This is a genomic window from Mycolicibacterium aurum, from assembly GCF_900637195.1.
Classification (GTDB): domain Bacteria; phylum Actinomycetota; class Actinomycetes; order Mycobacteriales; family Mycobacteriaceae; genus Mycobacterium; species Mycobacterium aurum.
In genome coordinates this window covers 4,421,497-4,438,817 of sequence record NZ_LR134356.1, presented here as the reverse complement: position 1 = coordinate 4,438,817, position 17,321 = coordinate 4,421,497, and the positions used below count along the sequence as shown (strand labels likewise).

Below are 17,321 nucleotides of genomic sequence, written 5' to 3'. Positions count from 1 at the left end.
GCGCCCCCACTGCGCACCTGCTGTTTCCGCTGACGGTGAACGGCACCCCGCGACCTCTGCAACGGTGTAATCATGTAATCATGAGACATCATCCCCACGGCCGCCGCTCCAGTCGCTCCGGCGGCTGGCAACAGGCCGACCAGCCCGATGCCGCCGACGCCCCCGACTGGTTCGGCGGACGCCTTCCTGACACTTGGTTCGCCGGTGACCCCGAGGTCATCGTCGACCGCGAAGAGATCACCGTCATCGGACGCCTCCCGGAACCCGAGAACCACGACGGTGCCGAAAGCGAAGCTCGCGCGTCCGGGCGGGCGGCCCGGTTCCGCGAGCAGACCCGCGGCGAACGCATGCAGATCGCCGACGAAGCCGAAGCCCGCTTCGGCCGCAAGGTGTCCTGGGGCGTGGAAATCCCTGCCGGATCAGCGGGGGACGGGGCCACCGAACGAATCCTGTTCACCCACTTGGCGGTACCGGTGATGACGCGCCTGCGGCAGCCTGAGCGTCAGGTTCTCGACACTCTCGTCGACGCGGGCGTGGCCCGGTCGCGGTCGGACGCGCTGGTCTGGTCGGTACGGCTGGTCGGCGAGCACGCCGACGAGTGGCTCGGCAAGCTGCGGGACGCCATGCGTGAGGTGGACGACCTGCGCACGGAGGGCCCGCAGATCTAGCCGGCGCGTTCGACGGCCACGTAGGCGGAGTTCAGCGCCGGGGTCTGCGACAGCGGGTCCACCGGGCCGGCATCGACCAGAAGGTTGCGGTTGACGCCGAACGACTCCGCCGGCTCGTGTCCTCGCGGATCGAAAACTCTTGAACCCCAACCGTGGTCGATGATGACCACCCCGGGCCTGGGTTGGTCGGACACCGCGGCGGTCAGCTCGACGGACCCGACGGGGGAGTGCACGCGCACACTGTCGCCGTCGTCGATTCCGAGGCGCGACGCGTCTTCGGGGTGGATGACCACCTCGCTGCCCTTGCCCGCCGGGTGCAGCCCTGGCAGCTCGTTCAACCAGGAGTTCATGGAGTGCCGGTGCCGGCGGTTGGCCAGCTGGAACGGGTAGTCGGCGGGTGCCGCCGGCGCAGGCTCCGCGAGCAGCTCGCGGGCGCGGGCGATGAACGCGGGCGGTGCCACGTGCACCCTCTTGTCCGGGGTGCGTAACGCTGACCGGAAGTGGCCGAACTCCCGTGGCCCCAGCACCCAACCGTGCGGATGCGCCATCACGTCGCGCCAGCGAATCCTGCGGCCGTCGACCTTGCGCCCCGTCGCGAGCACCAGGCGGTCGACCCAACGCGGGGTGAACGCGAGCCCGGGCCTGCGAGTCAGCCGGGCCGCCCGGCGCGTCGCCGTGATGAAGCTGTTGAACCCCGTGGCGCGGAACAGCGGCTTGCCCATCGCGATGGCCAGGTCGACGAAGATGCGCCACTCCTGCCGCGCGCCCGGCGGCGGCTCGACCGCCTTCGCGCCGTAGTGCAGATAGGGCTCATCGTGCATGTTGCTGGTGAAGGCCAACAGGTCGTCGCGCTCCAGCCAGTGCACGGCGGGCAGCAGCCAGTGCGCATGGCGGTGGCTCTCCCGCTGCACGAAATCGATGGCCACCAACAGATCCAGTTGCGCGAGCGCCCTGTCCAGTCTTGCCCCGTCGGGACCCGAGACCACCGGGTTGCCGCAGTTGATCACCATCGCCCGAATCTGGCCGATCCCCGGCGTGGTGATCTCGTCGGGCAGTTCGGACAGGGCATGGCCGCCCGCCACCATGGTGCGGCCCGACAGCCGATTGCGGTGCGCGCTCGTCCCGGCCATTCCGGACAACCGGATCGCATCCACGTAGCCCGGCTCGAACCGGCGGCCCCCGGGACGGTCCATCCGTCCCGTGATCACGTTCAGCACGTGCCCGAGCCACTCCGCGATGGTGCCCGTCAGGTGCATCGAGACCCCGGTGCGCGTCACGACCATCGCGCCTCGGGCCGCGGCGAAATCCCGTGCCACCTTTTCGATCTCAGCGCGGTCGACGTCGCAGCGCCGCGCCAGGTCGTCCAGGTCGGCATCCGCGACGAGAGCGCGGAGGTCCTCGACGCCGGTCGCCAGGTCGGTGCAGTCGGGCGCGTGCTCGCGCCCCTCGTCGAGGATCACCTTGACCATCGCGAGCAGCAGTGCCCAATCCTGCGCGGGCCGCACCGCCAGGTGGACGTCGGCCTTGTCGGCGGACTCGGTGCGCACCGGGTCGACGACGACGATGGTGGCGCCCTGTGCCTGCCGTGCCAGCGCCCGCCGCCATCCACCCGGCACCGTCTCCAACCAGTTCCAGGCGCTCACAGCCGGATTCGTGCCGACGAGCAGGAAGTAGTCGCAGTTGTCGATGTCGGACACCGGGGCCATCAGGATCGAGCCGTACATGGCGTCGGCAACCACGTGCATCGCGTTCTGGTCGATCGATCCGACGAAGTAGCGGCTGCGGGTGTCGACCGCGTCCAGCCAGCCATTCATGAAGATGATGTTCGACGACGAGAAGCCGGCCGGATTGCCGTAGTACACGCCGACGGCGTCGGGACAGTCGGCGTCGATCACGGCGTTCATCCGGGCTGCGATATCGGTGATCGCCTCATCCCAGGTGGCCTCCACATAGGAGTCGCCGACCCGACGCATCGGGGTCAGGATGCGCCGGGGGTGTTCGACCAGCCTGGCGGCGGTGCGGCCCTTGGCGCAGAAATCGTGCCAGCTGTGTGGGTTCTGTTTGTCGGCCGAGATCTTGACCGCCCGGTTGTCCTCGACCGTCACCTCGACCCCGCACGACGCCAGGCAGTACCGGCAGAAGGTGTGCACAGTCCGTGGCGCCGTGGTCATGTCGCCATCCTGCACGAAGCACAACGCTTAAACCGGCGATCGGAGTCACGCCTGTGTCATCGACCAGTACTCGCCCCGGCGCGCCAGCAGCTCGCTGTGGGTGCCGCGTTCGACGATCTTCCCGGACTCCATGACCAGGATGACGTCCGCATCCCGGATCGTCGAAAGCCGGTGCGCAATGATGAAACTCGTCCGACCGCGGCGCAGCTGCGCCATGGCGTGCTGGATCAGCACCTCGGTGCGGGTGTCCACCGAGCTGGTCGCCTCGTCGAGAATCAACAGCTGGGGGCGCGCCAGTACCGCGCGGGCGATCGTGATCAGCTGTTTCTCACCGGCGCTGATGTTCGTGCCGCCGTCGTTGATGCGGGTGTCGTATCCGTCGGGCAGCGTCTGCACGAACCTGTCCACGTACGCCGCCGTGGCTGCCTCGATCACCTCGTCGCGGTCGGCATCGGGGCGTCCGTAGGCGATGTTCTCGTAGATGGTGCCGGCGAACAGCCACGTGTCCTGCAGCACCATGCCGATCTGCGAGCGCAGCGAACTCCGGCTCACCGACGTGATGTCGACGCCGTCGATCAGGATCCGTCCCGAGTCGACCTCGTAGAAGCGCATCAGGAGGTTCACCAGGGTCGTCTTGCCCGCCCCGGTGGGCCCGACGATCGCAACGGTGGATCCGGGTTCGGCGATCAGGGAGAGCTCCTCGATCACCGGTGCGCCCGGCTGGTAGCTGAACCACACCCGGTCGAACTCCACCCGGCCCTCGCGCCCGTCCACACCCGTCGGCAGGGTGGCGGGCAGTTCGGTTTGTTCCTCCTCGGCGTCGAGCAGGTCGAATACCCGCTCGGCGCTGGCGATTCCGGACTGCATGGTGTTGTACATGCCCGCGATCTGGGTGAGCGGCTGATTGAACTGGCGGACGTACTGGATGAAGGCCTGGATGCCGCCGAGGGTGATCTGCCCGGTCGCGACCTGCAGGCCGCCCACCACCGCCACCGCCACGTAACTCAGGTTTCCGATGAAGATCGTTGCGGGCGACACCAGCCCGGACAGCAACTGGGCGCCGAAGCTGGCGCGGTAGACGTCGTCGTTGAGCTCGCGGAACTGGTCCTCGGCGTGGGCGCGGTGCCCGAACGTCTTGACCACGGTGAACCCGCTGTAGGTCTCTTCGATGTGGGCGTTGAGCCTGCCGGTGTTGGTCCACTGGGCGATGAACAGCGTGCGAGACCGCCTGGCGATCGAGCGGGTGACCCACAGCGACAGCGGCACCGTCACCACGGTGAGCAGGGTCAGCAGCGGCGAGATCGTCAGCATCATCACCAGTACCGCCACCACGGTCAGTACCGAGGTCAGCAACTGGGTGATCGACATCGTCAGCGACTGCTGCAGGTTGTCGACGTCGTTGGTGACCCTGCTGAGCACCTCGCCGCGCTGCCGGGAGTCGAAGTACCGCAGCGGAAGCCGGTGCACCTTGTCCTCGACGTCGGCGCGCAGCGAGACCATGGTGCGCTGCACGACGACGTTGAGCAGCCGGGCCTGTAGCCAGACCAGCAGCGCGGCAATCAGATACAGGCCCAGCGCCAGTGCCAGCGTGCGGCCGACGGCGCCGAAGTCCACGCCCTGTCCCGGCACCACGGTCATGCCCGACAGCAGGTCGGCGAAGGTGTCGTCGCCCCTGGCCCTGGCGGCCTCGACGGCCTGCTCCTTGGTCAGGCCGGCGGGCAGCTGACGGCCGATCACACCGCTGAACAACAGGTCGGTGGCGTGCCCGAGGATGCGCGGCCCCACCACGCCGATCGCGATGCCGCCGATACCGAGTGCCATCACCACGATCGTCAGACCGCGCTGGGGGATGAGGCGCCGCAGCAACCGCACCGCGGACGCGGTGAAATCGCGGGACCGAACCTGTGGGGGTTCGTTCCCCCGCATGGGGCCTCCCATCGGTCCGGTCATCGTTCTCCGGCCGACACCGACTGCGAATCCGCGAACTCGCGGTACGCCTGGCATGTCTGGAGCAGTTCGTCGTGGGTGCCCGACCCCACCACCCGGCCGTCGTCGACGACGACGATCAGCTCGGCGGTGGCCACGGTCGAGATCCGCTGGGACACAATCAGCACTGTGGATCCCGCGGACGCAGCCCGCACCCGCTCCCGTACGCGCGCGTCGGTGTGCACGTCCAGCGCGGAGAACGAGTCGTCGAACAGGTAGACCAGCGGCCGCCGGATCACGGCGCGCGCGATGGCCAGCCGCTGCCGCTGGCCACCGGAGAAGTTCATGCCGCCCTGGGCCACCCGCATCGACAGACCGTCGGGGTGAGCGCGGACGAAGTCGTCGGCGCACGCCACCCGCAGCGCCTCCCACATCTCGTCCTCGGTCGCGTCCGCCTTGCCGTAGTACAGGTTGTCGGCAATGGTGCCCGAGAACAGGTACCCGCGCTGGGGGACCAGCCCGATGAGGGCCCACAGCCGTTCGATGTCGAGGTCCCGCACGTCGACGCCGTCAACGCTCACCGATCCGCCGGTGACGTCGTAGAGCCGGCAGATCAGGGACACCAACGTGGACTTGCCCGATCCGGTGGACCCGACGACGGCCGTCGTCGTGCCCGGGCGTGCGACGAACGAGACGTCCTGCAGCACCGGCCGGTCCGCGCCGGCGTAGCTGAACGTCGCTGCGTCGAATCGGATTTCGCCGTTGACGGTCGACGGTGCGATGGCGTCGGGGGAGCTGGTGATCGCAGGTTCGGTGCCGAACACCTCCGTGATCCGTTCGGCGCAGACCGATGCGCGCGGGATGATGACGAGGATGAAGGTGGCCATCAGCACCGCGACGAGTATCTGCATGAAGTACGACAGGAATGCGATGAGCGAGCCGACCTGCATCTGACCGGAGTCGATACGCATCCCGCCGAACCAGATGAGCGCCACGCTGGAGATGTTGATCACCAGGGTCGTCACCGGAAGCATCAGCGCCTGCCAGCGGCCGGCCTCCAGCGCGCTGTCGGCGAGTGCGGTGTTGGCTTCGGCGAAACGCTTGCGCTCGAAGGGTTCCCGCGCGAACGCGCGCACCACCCGCAGGCCGGTCAGCTGCTCTCGCATCACGCGGTTGATCGAGTCGATCTGGCGTTGCACCCGGCGGAAGATCGGCAACAGATGCGACACGATCCAGTAGTTGGTCAGCGCCAGCACCGGCACACTCACCACAAGCAGCCAGGACAGGCCGGCGTCCTGATGGATCGCCATCAAGATGCCGCCGACGCACATGATGGGGGCGGTGACGAGCATCGTTGCGGTCAGCTGAACCAGCAGTTGGATCTGCTGGACGTCGTTGGTGGTCCGCGTCAGCAGCGACGGCGCGCCGAACCGTGCGGTCTCCTCCGCCGAAAAGCCGGTGACGTGGTGGAACATGTCCGAGCGCAGGTCTCGGCCGACACCCATGCTCGCCTTCGATCCGAAGTACACGGCGCCGACGGCGCACACCACCTGAACGGCGGTCACGGCCAGCATCACCGCCCCCAGCTCCATGATCCGGCGCAGGTCGCCCTGGGCGACACCGTCGTCGATGATGGCCGCGTTGACCGTCGGCAGATACAGCGTCGCCAGCGTGCTGACGACCTGAAGGGACGCCACGACCGCGAGCAGCGGCCGGTACGGGCGCGCGTACCGTCGGAGCAGCCCCCAGAGCATCCCGCTACTTTCGCACACCCGGCAGTCGGCGCGGCTGTTCGGCTGTCGCACCTGAGAATCCGATAAATGGGCTGGTCAATCGGCATGTCGGTGGTTGACGGTGTGGGCTGCCGCTACAGTGCATGGCGTGACCCCCAGCTTCCGCGGACGTCGTCGCCCGGCTAAGGCGCTGGCCGTTGCTGCTGCGGCCTTGCTTCCGGTGCTCGCAGCGTGCTCAGATTCCGACCCTCAGGGCCCCGTGGTGCCCACCACCGACGCCCCGGAGCAGAACATCTCGCACGGGCCGTTCTTCCCCGAGTGCGGCGGCGTCAGCGACGAGGAGATCGCCAACCAGACCCGGGTGCCCGGCCTGGTGAACACGGCCAAGACCTCGGTCGGGTGCCAGTGGCTGTCCGGCGGATCCATCCTGGGCCCGCACTTCTCGTTCTCCTGGTTCCGTGGCAGCCCCATCGGCCGCGAGCGCAAGACCATGGAGCTGTCGCGCACCAGCGTCGAAGACATCAACATCGAGGGTCACGACGGCTTCATCGGGATCAACGAGGACCCCGACCCGAAGATCGGGGTCAACCTCTGCGAAGTCGGCATCCAGTTCGGCGACGACTTCATCGAATGGTCCATCAGCTTCGCCCAGCCGCCGTACCCCGACGCGTGCGAAGTCGCCAAGGAACTCACCCGCCAGTCGATTGTGAACTCCAAATGACCCGCCGAGTGCTCAAAGGGGCCGTTGCCGCGCTGGCCGGCCTGGTCGTACTGACCGGATGCACGCAGACGGTCGAGGGCACCGCAGCCAGGTCCGGCTCCGGTGACGTGCCCCGCAACGACAACTCCGAACGCAAGTACCCGAACCTGCTCAAGGAGTGCGAGGTCCTCACCGAGGACATCCTCGCCGAGACCGTGGGCGCCGACCCGCTGGACATCCAGAGCACCTTCGTCGGCGCGATCTGCCGCTGGCAGGCCGCCAACCCGGCCGGGTTGGTCGACATCACCAGGTTCTGGTTCGAGACGGGCAGCCTCGACAATGAGCGCAGCGTCGCCGAGCAGCTGCAGTATCAGATCGAAGACCGCAATGTCGCCGGCATCCAGTCGATCGTCATGCGACCCAACGACCCCAACGGCGCCTGCGGCGTCGCCAGCGATGCCGCAGGCGTGGTCGGCTGGTGGGTCAACCCGCAGACGCCCGGCATGGACGCGTGCGGGATGGCGATCAAGCTCATGGAACTGACCCTGGCCACGCGCGCTTAGCGCGCCGTGTGGAAGTCGACCAGCTCGGCACCGCGCATCGCGACCTGATCCCACGGTGACGAGACGCGGAGCACCGCGATGGACGACGTCGGGAACTTCGCCGAAAGTTTCTGGGCGGCAGGGCCGCTGCTGGATTCCTCGTCCGCCAGGCTCATCGCGAGCATGGACATCACCGGCTCGTGCCCGACGACCAGCAGCGTGCTGACGTCGGCATCGAATCGGGACTGCACCGCGTTGATCTCCTCGATGACGATGCCGGGCGTCGCGTCGTAGATCCGGTCGACGTACTCGACGGGCGCGGTGATCCCGGTGCGTTCCAGCGTCTGTCGGGTGCGGGTCGCCGACGAACACAGCACCGCGTCCACGGTCCCGACGTTCGCGGCGATCCACTCGCCTGCCAACGCGCCTTCGCGGATGCCCCGCGGGGCCAGTGGCCGGTCGTGATCGGCCACTCCGTCCGGATAGTCCGACTTGGCGTGGCGGAGCAGCAGCAGCGTGCGGTATCGGTCGCTCATTCGATTAACCGTAGGGCATGCCGGTCCGCGTCCACGGACTTGTCGGCGGCTCGCCCTACAGTGGCTGTGCCCTGGAGGAAACGATGGGGACCTGGCAGACAACGAGGGGAAAGGACGGGCTGAGATGCGATTTCTGCACACTGCTGACTGGCAGCTCGGAATGACCCGTCACTATCTGAACGGAGATGCGCAGCCGCGGTATTCGGCGGCCCGGCGCGGCGCGGTCACCGCGCTCGGCCGGCTGGCCGTCGACGTCGGCGCAGAGTTCGTCGTCGTCTCCGGCGACGTGTTCGAACACAATCAACTCGCCCCGCGTGAGGTCAGCACCTCGCTGGAAGCGATGCGCGGCATCGGTGTCCCGGTGTACCTGTTGCCGGGCAATCACGATCCGCTGGACGCGTCGTCGGTGTACACCAGCGCGCTGTTCACCTCGGAGAAGCCCGAGAACGTGGTCGTGCTCGACCGTCCCGGAATCCATGAGGTGCGGCCGGGCCTGCAGTTGGTCGCCGCGCCGTGGTACTCCAAGGCGCCCACCACCGACCTCGTCTCGGACGTCCTCGAGGGGCTGCCGTCGGACGGTGTGACGCGCATCGTGGTGGGCCACGGAGCCGTCGACATCCTCGTCCCGGACAAGGACAGGCCGTCGCTGATCGGTCTCGCCGCGCTGGAGGCCGCCCTCGCCCGGGGCGCCGTGCACTATGTGGCGTTGGGGGACAAGCACTCCCGAATGAGTGTCGGCTCCACCGGGCGCATCTGGTACTCGGGATCGCCTGAGGTCACCAACTATGACGACATCGAACCCGAACCGGGGCAGGTGCTGGCCGTCGACATCGACGAGTCCGATGAGCACCGGCCGGTGCGGGTGGACGCGCACCGGGTCGGCGCCTGGCGGTTCATGTCGCTGCGCTACGCGGTGGACAACCGCCGCGACGTGGCCGACCTCGACATCAACCTCGACCAGATGCCCGACAAGGAGCGCACGGTGATCAGGCTCGGCCTCACCGGGTCGCTGACCGTCACCGACCGCGCCGCACTGGATGCCTGTCTGGACCGCTATGCCCGGTTGTTCGCGGCTCTCGTGCCGTGGGACAAGCAGACCGACATCGCGGTGATGCCCGCCGACGGTGAGTTCGACGACCTCGGCATCGGCGGCTTCGCCGCCGCCGCGGTCGACGAGCTGGTGGCCACGGCGCGGTCCATGGGCGACGATGCCGAGGACGCCCGCGCCGCTCTGGGGCTGTTGCTGCGGTTGGCCGAAGGGGGTGCGGCATGAAGTTGCATCGTCTGGTGCTGACCAATTACCGCGGAATCACCCACCGCGACATCGCATTTCCCGACCACGGCGTCGTCGTGGTCAGCGGAGCCAACGAGACGGGCAAGACCTCGATGCTCGAGGCGCTCGACCTGCTGCTGGAATCCAAGGACCGTTCCAGCAAGAAGGAAGTCAAGCAGGTCAAGCCCACCCACGCCGATGTCGGCGCCGAAGTGATCGCCGAAATCTCGGCGGGGCCCTACCGTTTCGTCTACCGCAAGAGGTTCCACAAGAAGCCTGAGACGGAGCTGACGGTGCTGATGCCCCGCCGCGAGCAGCTCACCGGCGACGAGGCGCACGAGCGCGTGCGTGCCATGCTCGCCGAGACCGTCGACCTCGATCTCTGGCAGGCGCAGCGGGTCCTGCAGTCGGCCCCGATGTCGGCCGCGGACCTGTCGGGGTGCAACGCGCTGTCCCGTGCGCTCGACGTGGTCGCCGGTGAGGTCGATGATGCGGCGCCTGCGGCAGAGTGTGCAGGCACCGTCGATGCGCTGCTGATCGACAGGGTCGAGCAGGAGTATCGGCGCTACTTCACGTCAACGGGGCGTCCCACCGGCGAGTGGGCCGCGGCGACGGCGCGGTTGCGCGCCGCCGACGACGACGTCGCCCGCCGGGCCGCCGCAGTCGCCGAGGTCGACGAGGCCGTGCGCAGGCACGCGGCGCTGTCCGGTGACCTGGCCCAACTCGCCAGGGAAAGTGCCACGGCCGCAGCACATCTGACCAGCATTCGCGCAGCCGCCCAGGCGGTGGCCACACTTCGGGCCGAGCGCGACCAGGCCGCTGCGCTCGCCGACGCTGCCAGGGCCACCCACGCTGCGTCACGCGCCGCGCTGACCGAGCGACGGCGTACCCGCGCCGAGATCGGCGAGCGCACCGCTGCGGTGGCACGCCTGCAGGCCGAAGCCGAGGTGGCCACCGACAATCACGACACCGCCGCCGAGATGCAGGTCGCCGCCGACGCGGCTGCCGTGGAGGCGCGAGCAGCGCTGGCGGCAGGCCAGGCTCGCCTCGACCGGGCGCGCAGCGCTGTGCAGCGTCTGGCAGACCGGGAGGAGGCCGACCGTCTCGCCGGCCGCCTGGCGACCATCGAGCGCCACGAGCGTCAACTCGCGACCCTGCAGCAGGACCTCGGGTCGATCGCACTGACGGACGCGCTGATGGCCGCCGCGGAATCGGCCGCCGCGGCCGTCGGTCGGGCCACCGCCGCCGTCGAGCAGACCTCGGCCCATATCGAGATGGTCGCCGCCGCCGATGTGGAGCTGACCGTCGACGGCGAAGCGGTGACGTTGCGCGCCGGTGACCGATGGTCGGCCGGTGTCACCGCGACCACCGGCGTCGACATCCCCGGTGTGCTGTCCGTGCGGGTGGTGCCGGCGGCGTCGGCCACCGCCACGCAGGCCTCGCTCGACGCGGCCGCCGCGACGCTGGCCGAAACCCTGCGGCAGATCGGAGCCGCCGACATCGAGGCGGCGCGGGCGCTGGATCAGCGCCGACACGAGCTGCAGGCCGGTCACCGGCAGGTTCGTGCGGTTCTGCAGGCACTCACCGCCGAGGACACCGCGGACGACCTGCGGGCCCGGCTGACCACGCTGCAGGAGAACATTCCTGCCGAGGACGGTCTTTTCGACGCCGCGACGGGCGGCGTGCTGGACCCCGCTGCCCAGCGACTGGAACTCATCGAGGCCACGGCGGTTCACCAGCAGGCCATGCGCGACTGCGAGACGCACCGGAAGGTCGCCGAAGAGGCAGGCAAGCTGCTCGCCCAGCGTGGGCTGCTCGCCGCCCGCCTCATGGAGAAGGTCCAGGCCGCCCAGACCGAGCTCGCCGCGGCAAGCCAGCGGCTGGCGGAGCAGCGGGCTGCCGCTCCCGACGATCAGCTGGCCGTCGCCGCCGAAGCCGATGCCGACACCGCGGCCCAGGCCGAGGCGCTGGTCACCCGGCTCAGCGAGGAATTGGCGGCGCAGCAACCCGAGTCGGTGGCCGCGGCGCTCGCCGAGGCCGAGCGGGCTGCCGACGCAGCGGCGGCACGGCACCAGGAGGCCGTCGAAGCACTCCGCGAAGTTGCCGCGCAGCTGAAGGTGTACGGCACCGAGGGACGCAAGGGCAGCCTGGATATGGCCGAAACCGAACGCGAGCGGGCCGAGGCCGAGTACCTGCGGGTGCGGCGCCGGGCCCGAGCGGCAGAGTTGCTCCGGTCGGTCATGGGCAGGCACCGCGACGCGATGCGGCAGCGCTACGTCGACCCGTTCCGCGGCGAGGTGGAACGCCTGGGCCGCATCGTGTTCGGCGACAGCTTCGAGGTCGATGTCGACAGTCAACTGTGCATCGGTGCGCGGACCCTGTCCGGGCGCACCGTCCCGTATGACTCGCTGTCGGGCGGCGCCAAGGAGCAGCTGGGCATCGTGGCGAGGCTGGCCGGTGCCGCGCTGGTGGCCAAGGAGGACAGCGTGCCGGTCGTCATCGACGATGCTCTCGGCTTCACCGATGCCGGTCGGCTGACCAAGATGGCCGAGGTGTTCGACGCCGTCGCCGGTCACGGTCAGGTGATCATCCTGACGTGCAGCCCGCAGCGCTATGCGGAGGTCAGCAGCGCCCAGCACATCGAGCTGGTCCCCAGCTAGCTGCAGCTGCAGCCCGCCCCGCACCTGCTGCCCCGTCTGCGCGAGCGTGCGTGTCTGCAGCGGACACGCCGTCAAAAACACCCATTGTGCGCACGATCGCGACCGCCGGGGTCCTGACAGTACGCAACGGCGCTGCCGCGCAAGGGGTTTTGGCTGATCGCCGTGGTCACACGCGCCACTCGGTCCCCTCGGCGCACTCGGCGTGCTCGCACCCGTGTCCCGGGGGCACAATGAGCGTGATGACGATGAATCCCAGACGTCGCCGGGCGCACGACAAGCTCGCCGCGCTGCCCGGTGTGCGCCCGGTTCGCCGGCCGGTCCGCCAGGACAGCGACGAGAACTTCGACGTCTTCTACGTGCGCACCGGCCGCAAATCGTCGAATCCGCTGGTCGTCATCCCCGGCGGGCCGGGAGCAGCCTCCATTGCGCTGTACCGGGCGTTCCGTCGGCGGGCGGCGGTCGCCGGTCTCGACGTCATCATGATCGAGCATCGCGGGGTCGGGCTCTCCCGTCACGACGACAACGGAGCCGATCTCCCGCCCGAGGCGCTGACGGTCGACGCCGCCGTCGACGACATCGACGCGGTGCTCGACGACGCCCACGTGGACAAGGCCATCATCTACGGCACCTCCTACGGTTCGTACCTGGCTGCCGGGATGGGTGTGCGTCACCCGCACCGGGTGCACGCGATGGTCCTGGATTCGCCGTTGCTGTCGGCCGACGACATCGACATCGTGCGGGCGCAGACACGGCGTGTCCTGTGGGACGGCCTCGCACCCGGCAGCGCCGACCTGGCCTCGCGGGTGCGGCACCTGGCCGCCGAGGGGGTGCTCACCTCCAAGGATGTCCAGCTGATCGGGGACATGTACGGCGCGGCAGGCCCCGACGTGCTGCGTCGTCAGCTGGACCTGCTGCTGGGCGGCCGGGAGCTGCTGTGGGCGGCGGTGGGTCTGGGCACGCGGAAGCTGCTCGAGCGCAAAACCCCCTACCATCACGAGCCCGACCTCGTGGAGCGCATCGCCTACCGCGAGCTGAACTACGGTGCCGTACCCGACGGCGGCCCGCTGGACCCAGCTGTCGCGTTTCGGGAAATGGCTTCGGGTGACGTTGAATTCGATGCCGAGCCCTACGACCTGCCGGGCGCCCTGCCTGGCTTCACCTGGCCGACCGCGGTGATCTCCGGTGGACGCGACCTGACGACGCCGCCGGAGGTGGCCCGCCGCGAGGCCGGGCTGATCCCGGATTCGGTGCTCGTCGAGCTCCCCACCGCCGGCCACAGCATCCTCGACACCCGTGAACGCGCCGCCCTGGAGATCTGCACCGCGGTCAACGCCGGCACGATGCACGAACTACCGGCCCGCTCGTCGGAACTCGATGCGCTGCCGGCCAACCTCACGGTGCGGTTGCTGGTGCGCGCCATCGGCGTCGCTGCCCGCGCGGAATCGGCGGTCCCCGGCGCGGTACCACGCGCGGTGCGCCAGGCGACTACTTCATGAACCCGATCGCCGAGTAGTTGATGTCGCCGATGCCGGCGGGGCCGTAGTTGGCCAGATTGCTGCGGACGGCGACGTTGCCGGGGGCCTGAAACAGCGGCAGGCTGTGCCCGATGTCCCACAGCATCACGTCGAGTTCGTTGGCAAGTTCCCGAGCTCTGGCCGGGTCCAGCTCCGACAGCGTCTCCTCGATCTTCGCGTCGATCTGCGGGCTGCCGATCCTGCCGTAGTTGCTCTCGCCCTGCGACGCGTACGTCTGCGTCAGGCTGCTCAATGGGAAAGCATCACCGCCCCAGGCGAACTGGGCGATATCGAAGTTACCCGGCGTGACGTAGTCGGAGAACAACGAGCCACCGGCCACGGGGACCAGCTCCAGGTTGACGCCGATCTGGGCGAGCTGGTTCTGCGCGACCTGGGCGATGGCCCGGGTGCTCGCGCCGTCGTAGAAGACGTCGCGGATCGTGAGCCGGCGGCCGTCCTTCTCGCGGAACTGGCCGTTGAGCGTCCACCCCTGCGCGTCCAGCTCCCGCTTGGCGGCCTCGGGATCGAACCCGATGCTGTTGTCCTGGTAGCCCTCCTGGCCGGCCAGGTAGATGTGATTGTTCAGCGCCTCCGGGTTGTCGGTGAGGCCGCGTTGGGACACCGCCGTGATGGCCTGGCGGTCGAGCCCCTTGGTGATCGCGGACCGCAGTGCCGGGTCTGACAGCAGAGCGCCGTCTGCGCCGTTGAGCGTGAGGTGGTACCAGTTCGGTGCCGGCGCGCGTCGGATGGTGACGCCGCTGGCGCGGCGGGCCCGTTCCAGATCGTCGAGCGTCGCAAGGCCTACCGAGTCCAGTGCGTTGTTCTCCAGCGCGGGCAACATCGCGGCGTCGTCGAGCACGGTGAAGCTCATCGTGTCCAGCAGCGGTGGCGTGCCCCACCATTTCGGGTTGCGGCCCAACGTGATCCGCTGGGCACCCCGGTCGATGTCGGTGACCATGAACGGCCCAGCCGACGGGCCGGGGCCGTTCAGGAAGCCCTTGTTGAACGCTTCGGGATCCTGTGTCATCTCCTTCGGGTAGAGCATGCCGTTGCCGGCGAACATCCCGCGCCAGTCGGCGTAGTGCTTGGCGAAGGTGACCACAGCCTGGCGGTCGTCGACACCTTTGGTGACCGACGCGACCCGCTCGCTGCCGTTGGGGGAGGCGAACAGGAAGCGCTTGTCCTTGCCGCTGGTGGCGTTGATCTGGGCGGCGATGTCCTCCCAGGTGACAGGTCTGTCGTTGGTCCACACCGCCTTCGGATTGATGGTGTAGGTCACGACCTGAGGGTCGGTGCTCGTCAATTCGACGCTGGTGAAATAGTCGCTGTTGACCGTCATCTCGCCGTCGGGCTTGATGACGAACGCGCGGGGCAGCGTCGGGCGGTACATGCGTCCGATCTCGCCGAGGTTGCCGTCGATGTGCAGGTTGTTGAAGTTCGAGGGAAAGCCGGTCAGCGCCAGGCGCAGGTTGCCGCCCTGCTGCAGCGTGGCGGGATCCTGCGGATTGATGTCGGCCGTGGCGCCCAATTCGGCGTTGCCACCGGCCGACGGCGCCGAGGTGTCACCGCTGGAGCACCCGGAAAGTATCAACGCCACCGCCGCCCCCACCGCGAGCAGACGCGACATCGCACGCGTACGGGAAGGAACATGCGAGTTTCCGTTCCCCCGCACGCGGGTGGTTCCGTCTGCTCGCGAGCTCACATACGTCATGCCGACCGACTCTAACTGTGATCGGCGTGCGGGCGAGGTACCGCGGCCAGCAGTCGCCGGGTGTACTCGTGCTGTGGGCTTCCGAACACCTGCTCGCTGTCGCCCTGCTCGACGATCTTCCCCTTGTGCATCACCGCGACCCGGTGGGCGAGGTGGCGCACCACCGACAGATCGTGCGACACGAACAGGTAGGCCAGCCCGAAACGGTCCTGCAGGTCCAGCAACAGATTGATGATGCCCGCCTGAATCGAGACGTCCAGTGCGGACACCGGTTCGTCGAGTGCCAGGATCTTCGGCTGCAGCGCCAGGGCCCGGGCGATGCCGATGCGCTGCTTCTGACCGCCCGAGAATTCGGCAGGGTATCGGCTGGCGTCCTCACGCCGCAGCCCCACCACCGTGAGCAGCTCGGCGATCCGGTCGCGGGCGTCGGCCTTGCTGGAACCGTTGGCCTGCAACGGTTCGGCCAACACGTCGAACACCGGGAGCCGCGGATCCAAGGATGCCACCGGGTCCTGGAACACCACCTGAAGGTCCCCGCGGAGGTTGCGCCGAGCCCGCCGGTCCAACGTCGCGACATCGTGTCCGAGCACTTCGATCGTGCCCGCCTCCGGTGCCGTCAGCTCCAGGATCTGGTGCAGCGTGGTCGACTTGCCCGACCCCGACTCGCCGACGATGCCCAGCGTCCTGCCCTGGTGTAGGTCGAAGCTGACGCCGTCGACGGCGCGTACCTCGCCGATCCGGCGCCGGAACACCACGCCCTTGGTCAGCGCGTAGGTCTTCGACAGGTCGGTGACACGCACAGCGACGGTCTCGTCAGCGGCGGCTGCCACGGGCGGCGCTGCCGTCGAGACGCCGTAGATCTCCGCCGCGGACCTGCCTTCGACCTTGTCGCTGCGGATACACGCGACGAGGTGCCCGGGTCCCACCGGCGCCAGTTCCGGTTCGGCGTCCCGGCAGTCGTCCACGGCCAGCGGGCAACGCGGGGCGAAGGGGCAGCCGGACGGGAGCGCGGCCACGGAGGGGGGCGCCCCCGGAATGGGCACGAGACGCGACCCCTGGACCGCGTCGAGCCGGGGCGCCGAGCCTAGAAGTCCGGCGGTGTAGGGCATTCGGCGGCTGCGGTACAGGTCGGCGACGGGTGCGGTCTCGACCGCCCTGCCCGCGTACATCACCAGCGCGCGGTCCGCGAACTCGGCGACCACCCCGAGGTCGTGGGTGATGATCAGCACGCCGGCCCCGGTGACGTCGCGGGCGGTGCGCAGCACGTCGAGGATCTGCGCCTGCACGGTCACATCGAGCGCGGTGGTCGGTTCGTCACAGATCAGCAGGTCCGGATCGTTGGCGATCGCGATCGCGATCACCACGCGTTGCCGTTCACCGCCGGACATCTCGTGCGGGAACGCCCGCGCGCGCTGCGCGGGTTGGGCGATGCCGACGAGCTCCAGGAGCTCGACGGCGCGGGTGCGGGCGGCCCGGGCATCCGTGTCGCGCTGATGAATCCGGAGGGCTTCGGCGATCTGGTCGCCGACGGTGTAGACCGGCGTCAGTGCCGACATCGGGTCCTGGAACACCGTCCCGATCTTCGCGCCGCGGATCCGCGACATCTGGTGGTCGGTCAACCCGAGAAGCTCATCGCCGTGCAACCGCACCGAACCCGACACCTCGGCGTAGTCGGGCAGCAGCCCGATGACGGCCATCGCGCCTGCGGACTTGCCCGCACCGGATTCGCCGACCAGCGCGACGACCTCGCCGGACTCGACGTGGTAGTCCAGACCTCGCACGGCGGGAACGCGTTCGGTGCCGGTGGGGGTGTCGACGGGAAAATCGACGTGCAACCCCTGCACCTCGAGGAGGCTCATCGGTGTTGTCTCCTCTTCGCGCGAGCGC

Annotated in this window: 12 protein-coding genes; 6 read left to right on the top strand and 6 right to left on the bottom strand. The window is 68.9% G+C overall.

The annotated features are described in order from the left end of the window. Window positions 1-80: 80 nt before the first annotated feature. Window positions 81-668 (top strand): ATP-binding transcription factor AbmR, encoded by a 588-nt coding sequence (locus EL337_RS20755; RefSeq protein ID WP_048633378.1) that lies wholly within the window; start codon window positions 81-83, stop codon window positions 666-668. Here the strand turns inward: EL337_RS20755 and EL337_RS20750 are convergent. From EL337_RS20750 to EL337_RS20740, 3 genes are read right to left on the bottom strand one after another with little or no spacing between them, the layout of a single operon-like run. After that, entirely contained in the window at window positions 665-2,839 is a 2,175-nt protein-coding gene (locus tag EL337_RS20750) for a molybdopterin-containing oxidoreductase family protein (protein WP_048633494.1), read from the bottom strand. The genes EL337_RS20755 and EL337_RS20750 overlap by 4 nt on opposite strands. A 45-nt stretch (window positions 2,840-2,884) precedes the next feature. Beyond that, window positions 2,885-4,777 carry an ABC transporter ATP-binding protein gene (locus EL337_RS20745; RefSeq protein WP_048633493.1) on the bottom strand — a complete coding sequence of 631 codons (1,893 nt, stop codon included), beginning with the start codon at window positions 4,775-4,777 and terminating at the stop codon, window positions 2,885-2,887. A gap of 8 nt (window positions 4,778-4,785) precedes the next feature. Continuing rightward, on the bottom strand, window positions 4,786-6,519 hold the full coding sequence (locus EL337_RS20740) for an ABC transporter ATP-binding protein (protein WP_048633377.1): 1,734 nt from the start codon (window positions 6,517-6,519) through the stop codon (window positions 4,786-4,788). A gap of 118 nt (window positions 6,520-6,637) precedes the next feature. Between EL337_RS20740 and EL337_RS20735 the strand changes: the two genes are divergently transcribed. Continuing rightward, window positions 6,638-7,219, top strand: coding sequence for a DUF3558 domain-containing protein (locus tag EL337_RS20735; RefSeq protein ID WP_048633376.1), 582 nt, complete (start codon window positions 6,638-6,640; stop codon window positions 7,217-7,219). Continuing rightward, window positions 7,216-7,761, top strand: a complete 546-nt coding sequence (locus EL337_RS20730) for a DUF3558 domain-containing protein (protein WP_048633375.1) — start codon at window positions 7,216-7,218, stop codon at window positions 7,759-7,761. Before EL337_RS20735 ends, EL337_RS20730 begins: the two co-directional genes overlap by 4 nt. Here EL337_RS20730 and EL337_RS20725 read toward each other — a convergent pair. After that, complete coding sequence (locus tag EL337_RS20725) at window positions 7,758-8,276, bottom strand: SixA phosphatase family protein (protein ID WP_048633374.1); 519 nt, start codon at window positions 8,274-8,276, stop codon at window positions 7,758-7,760. The two genes, EL337_RS20730 and EL337_RS20725, sit on opposite strands and share 4 nt — an antisense overlap. A gap of 124 nt (window positions 8,277-8,400) precedes the next feature. On the opposite strand from EL337_RS20725, the gene EL337_RS20720 reads away from it, so the two are divergent. The 3 genes from EL337_RS20720 (at window position 8,401) to EL337_RS20710 (ending at window position 13,705) form a co-directional block, all read left to right on the top strand. Then, complete coding sequence (locus tag EL337_RS20720) at window positions 8,401-9,549, top strand: metallophosphoesterase family protein (RefSeq protein ID WP_048633373.1); 1,149 nt, start codon at window positions 8,401-8,403, stop codon at window positions 9,547-9,549. Then, the gene (locus EL337_RS20715; RefSeq protein WP_048633372.1) at window positions 9,546-12,209 is read left to right on the top strand and encodes an AAA family ATPase; all 2,664 of its coding nucleotides are present in this window, start codon (window positions 9,546-9,548) and stop codon (window positions 12,207-12,209) included. The genes EL337_RS20720 and EL337_RS20715 overlap by 4 nt, the downstream gene beginning before the upstream one ends. A 239-nt stretch (window positions 12,210-12,448) precedes the next feature. Further along, a complete protein-coding gene (locus EL337_RS20710) occupies window positions 12,449-13,705 on the top strand; it encodes an alpha/beta fold hydrolase (RefSeq protein ID WP_048633492.1) in 1,257 nt (418 codons plus the stop codon). Here the strand turns inward: EL337_RS20710 and EL337_RS20705 are convergent. After that, on the bottom strand, window positions 13,695-15,350 hold the full coding sequence (locus EL337_RS20705; protein ID WP_048633371.1) for an oligopeptide ABC transporter substrate-binding protein OppA: 1,656 nt from the start codon (window positions 15,348-15,350) through the stop codon (window positions 13,695-13,697). The genes EL337_RS20710 and EL337_RS20705 overlap by 11 nt on opposite strands. A 95-nt stretch (window positions 15,351-15,445) precedes the next feature. Beyond that, window positions 15,446-17,293 (bottom strand): oligopeptide ABC transporter ATP-binding protein OppD, encoded by a 1,848-nt coding sequence (locus tag EL337_RS20700; RefSeq protein ID WP_048633370.1) that lies wholly within the window; start codon window positions 17,291-17,293, stop codon window positions 15,446-15,448. Window positions 17,294-17,321: the final 28 nt, after the last annotated feature.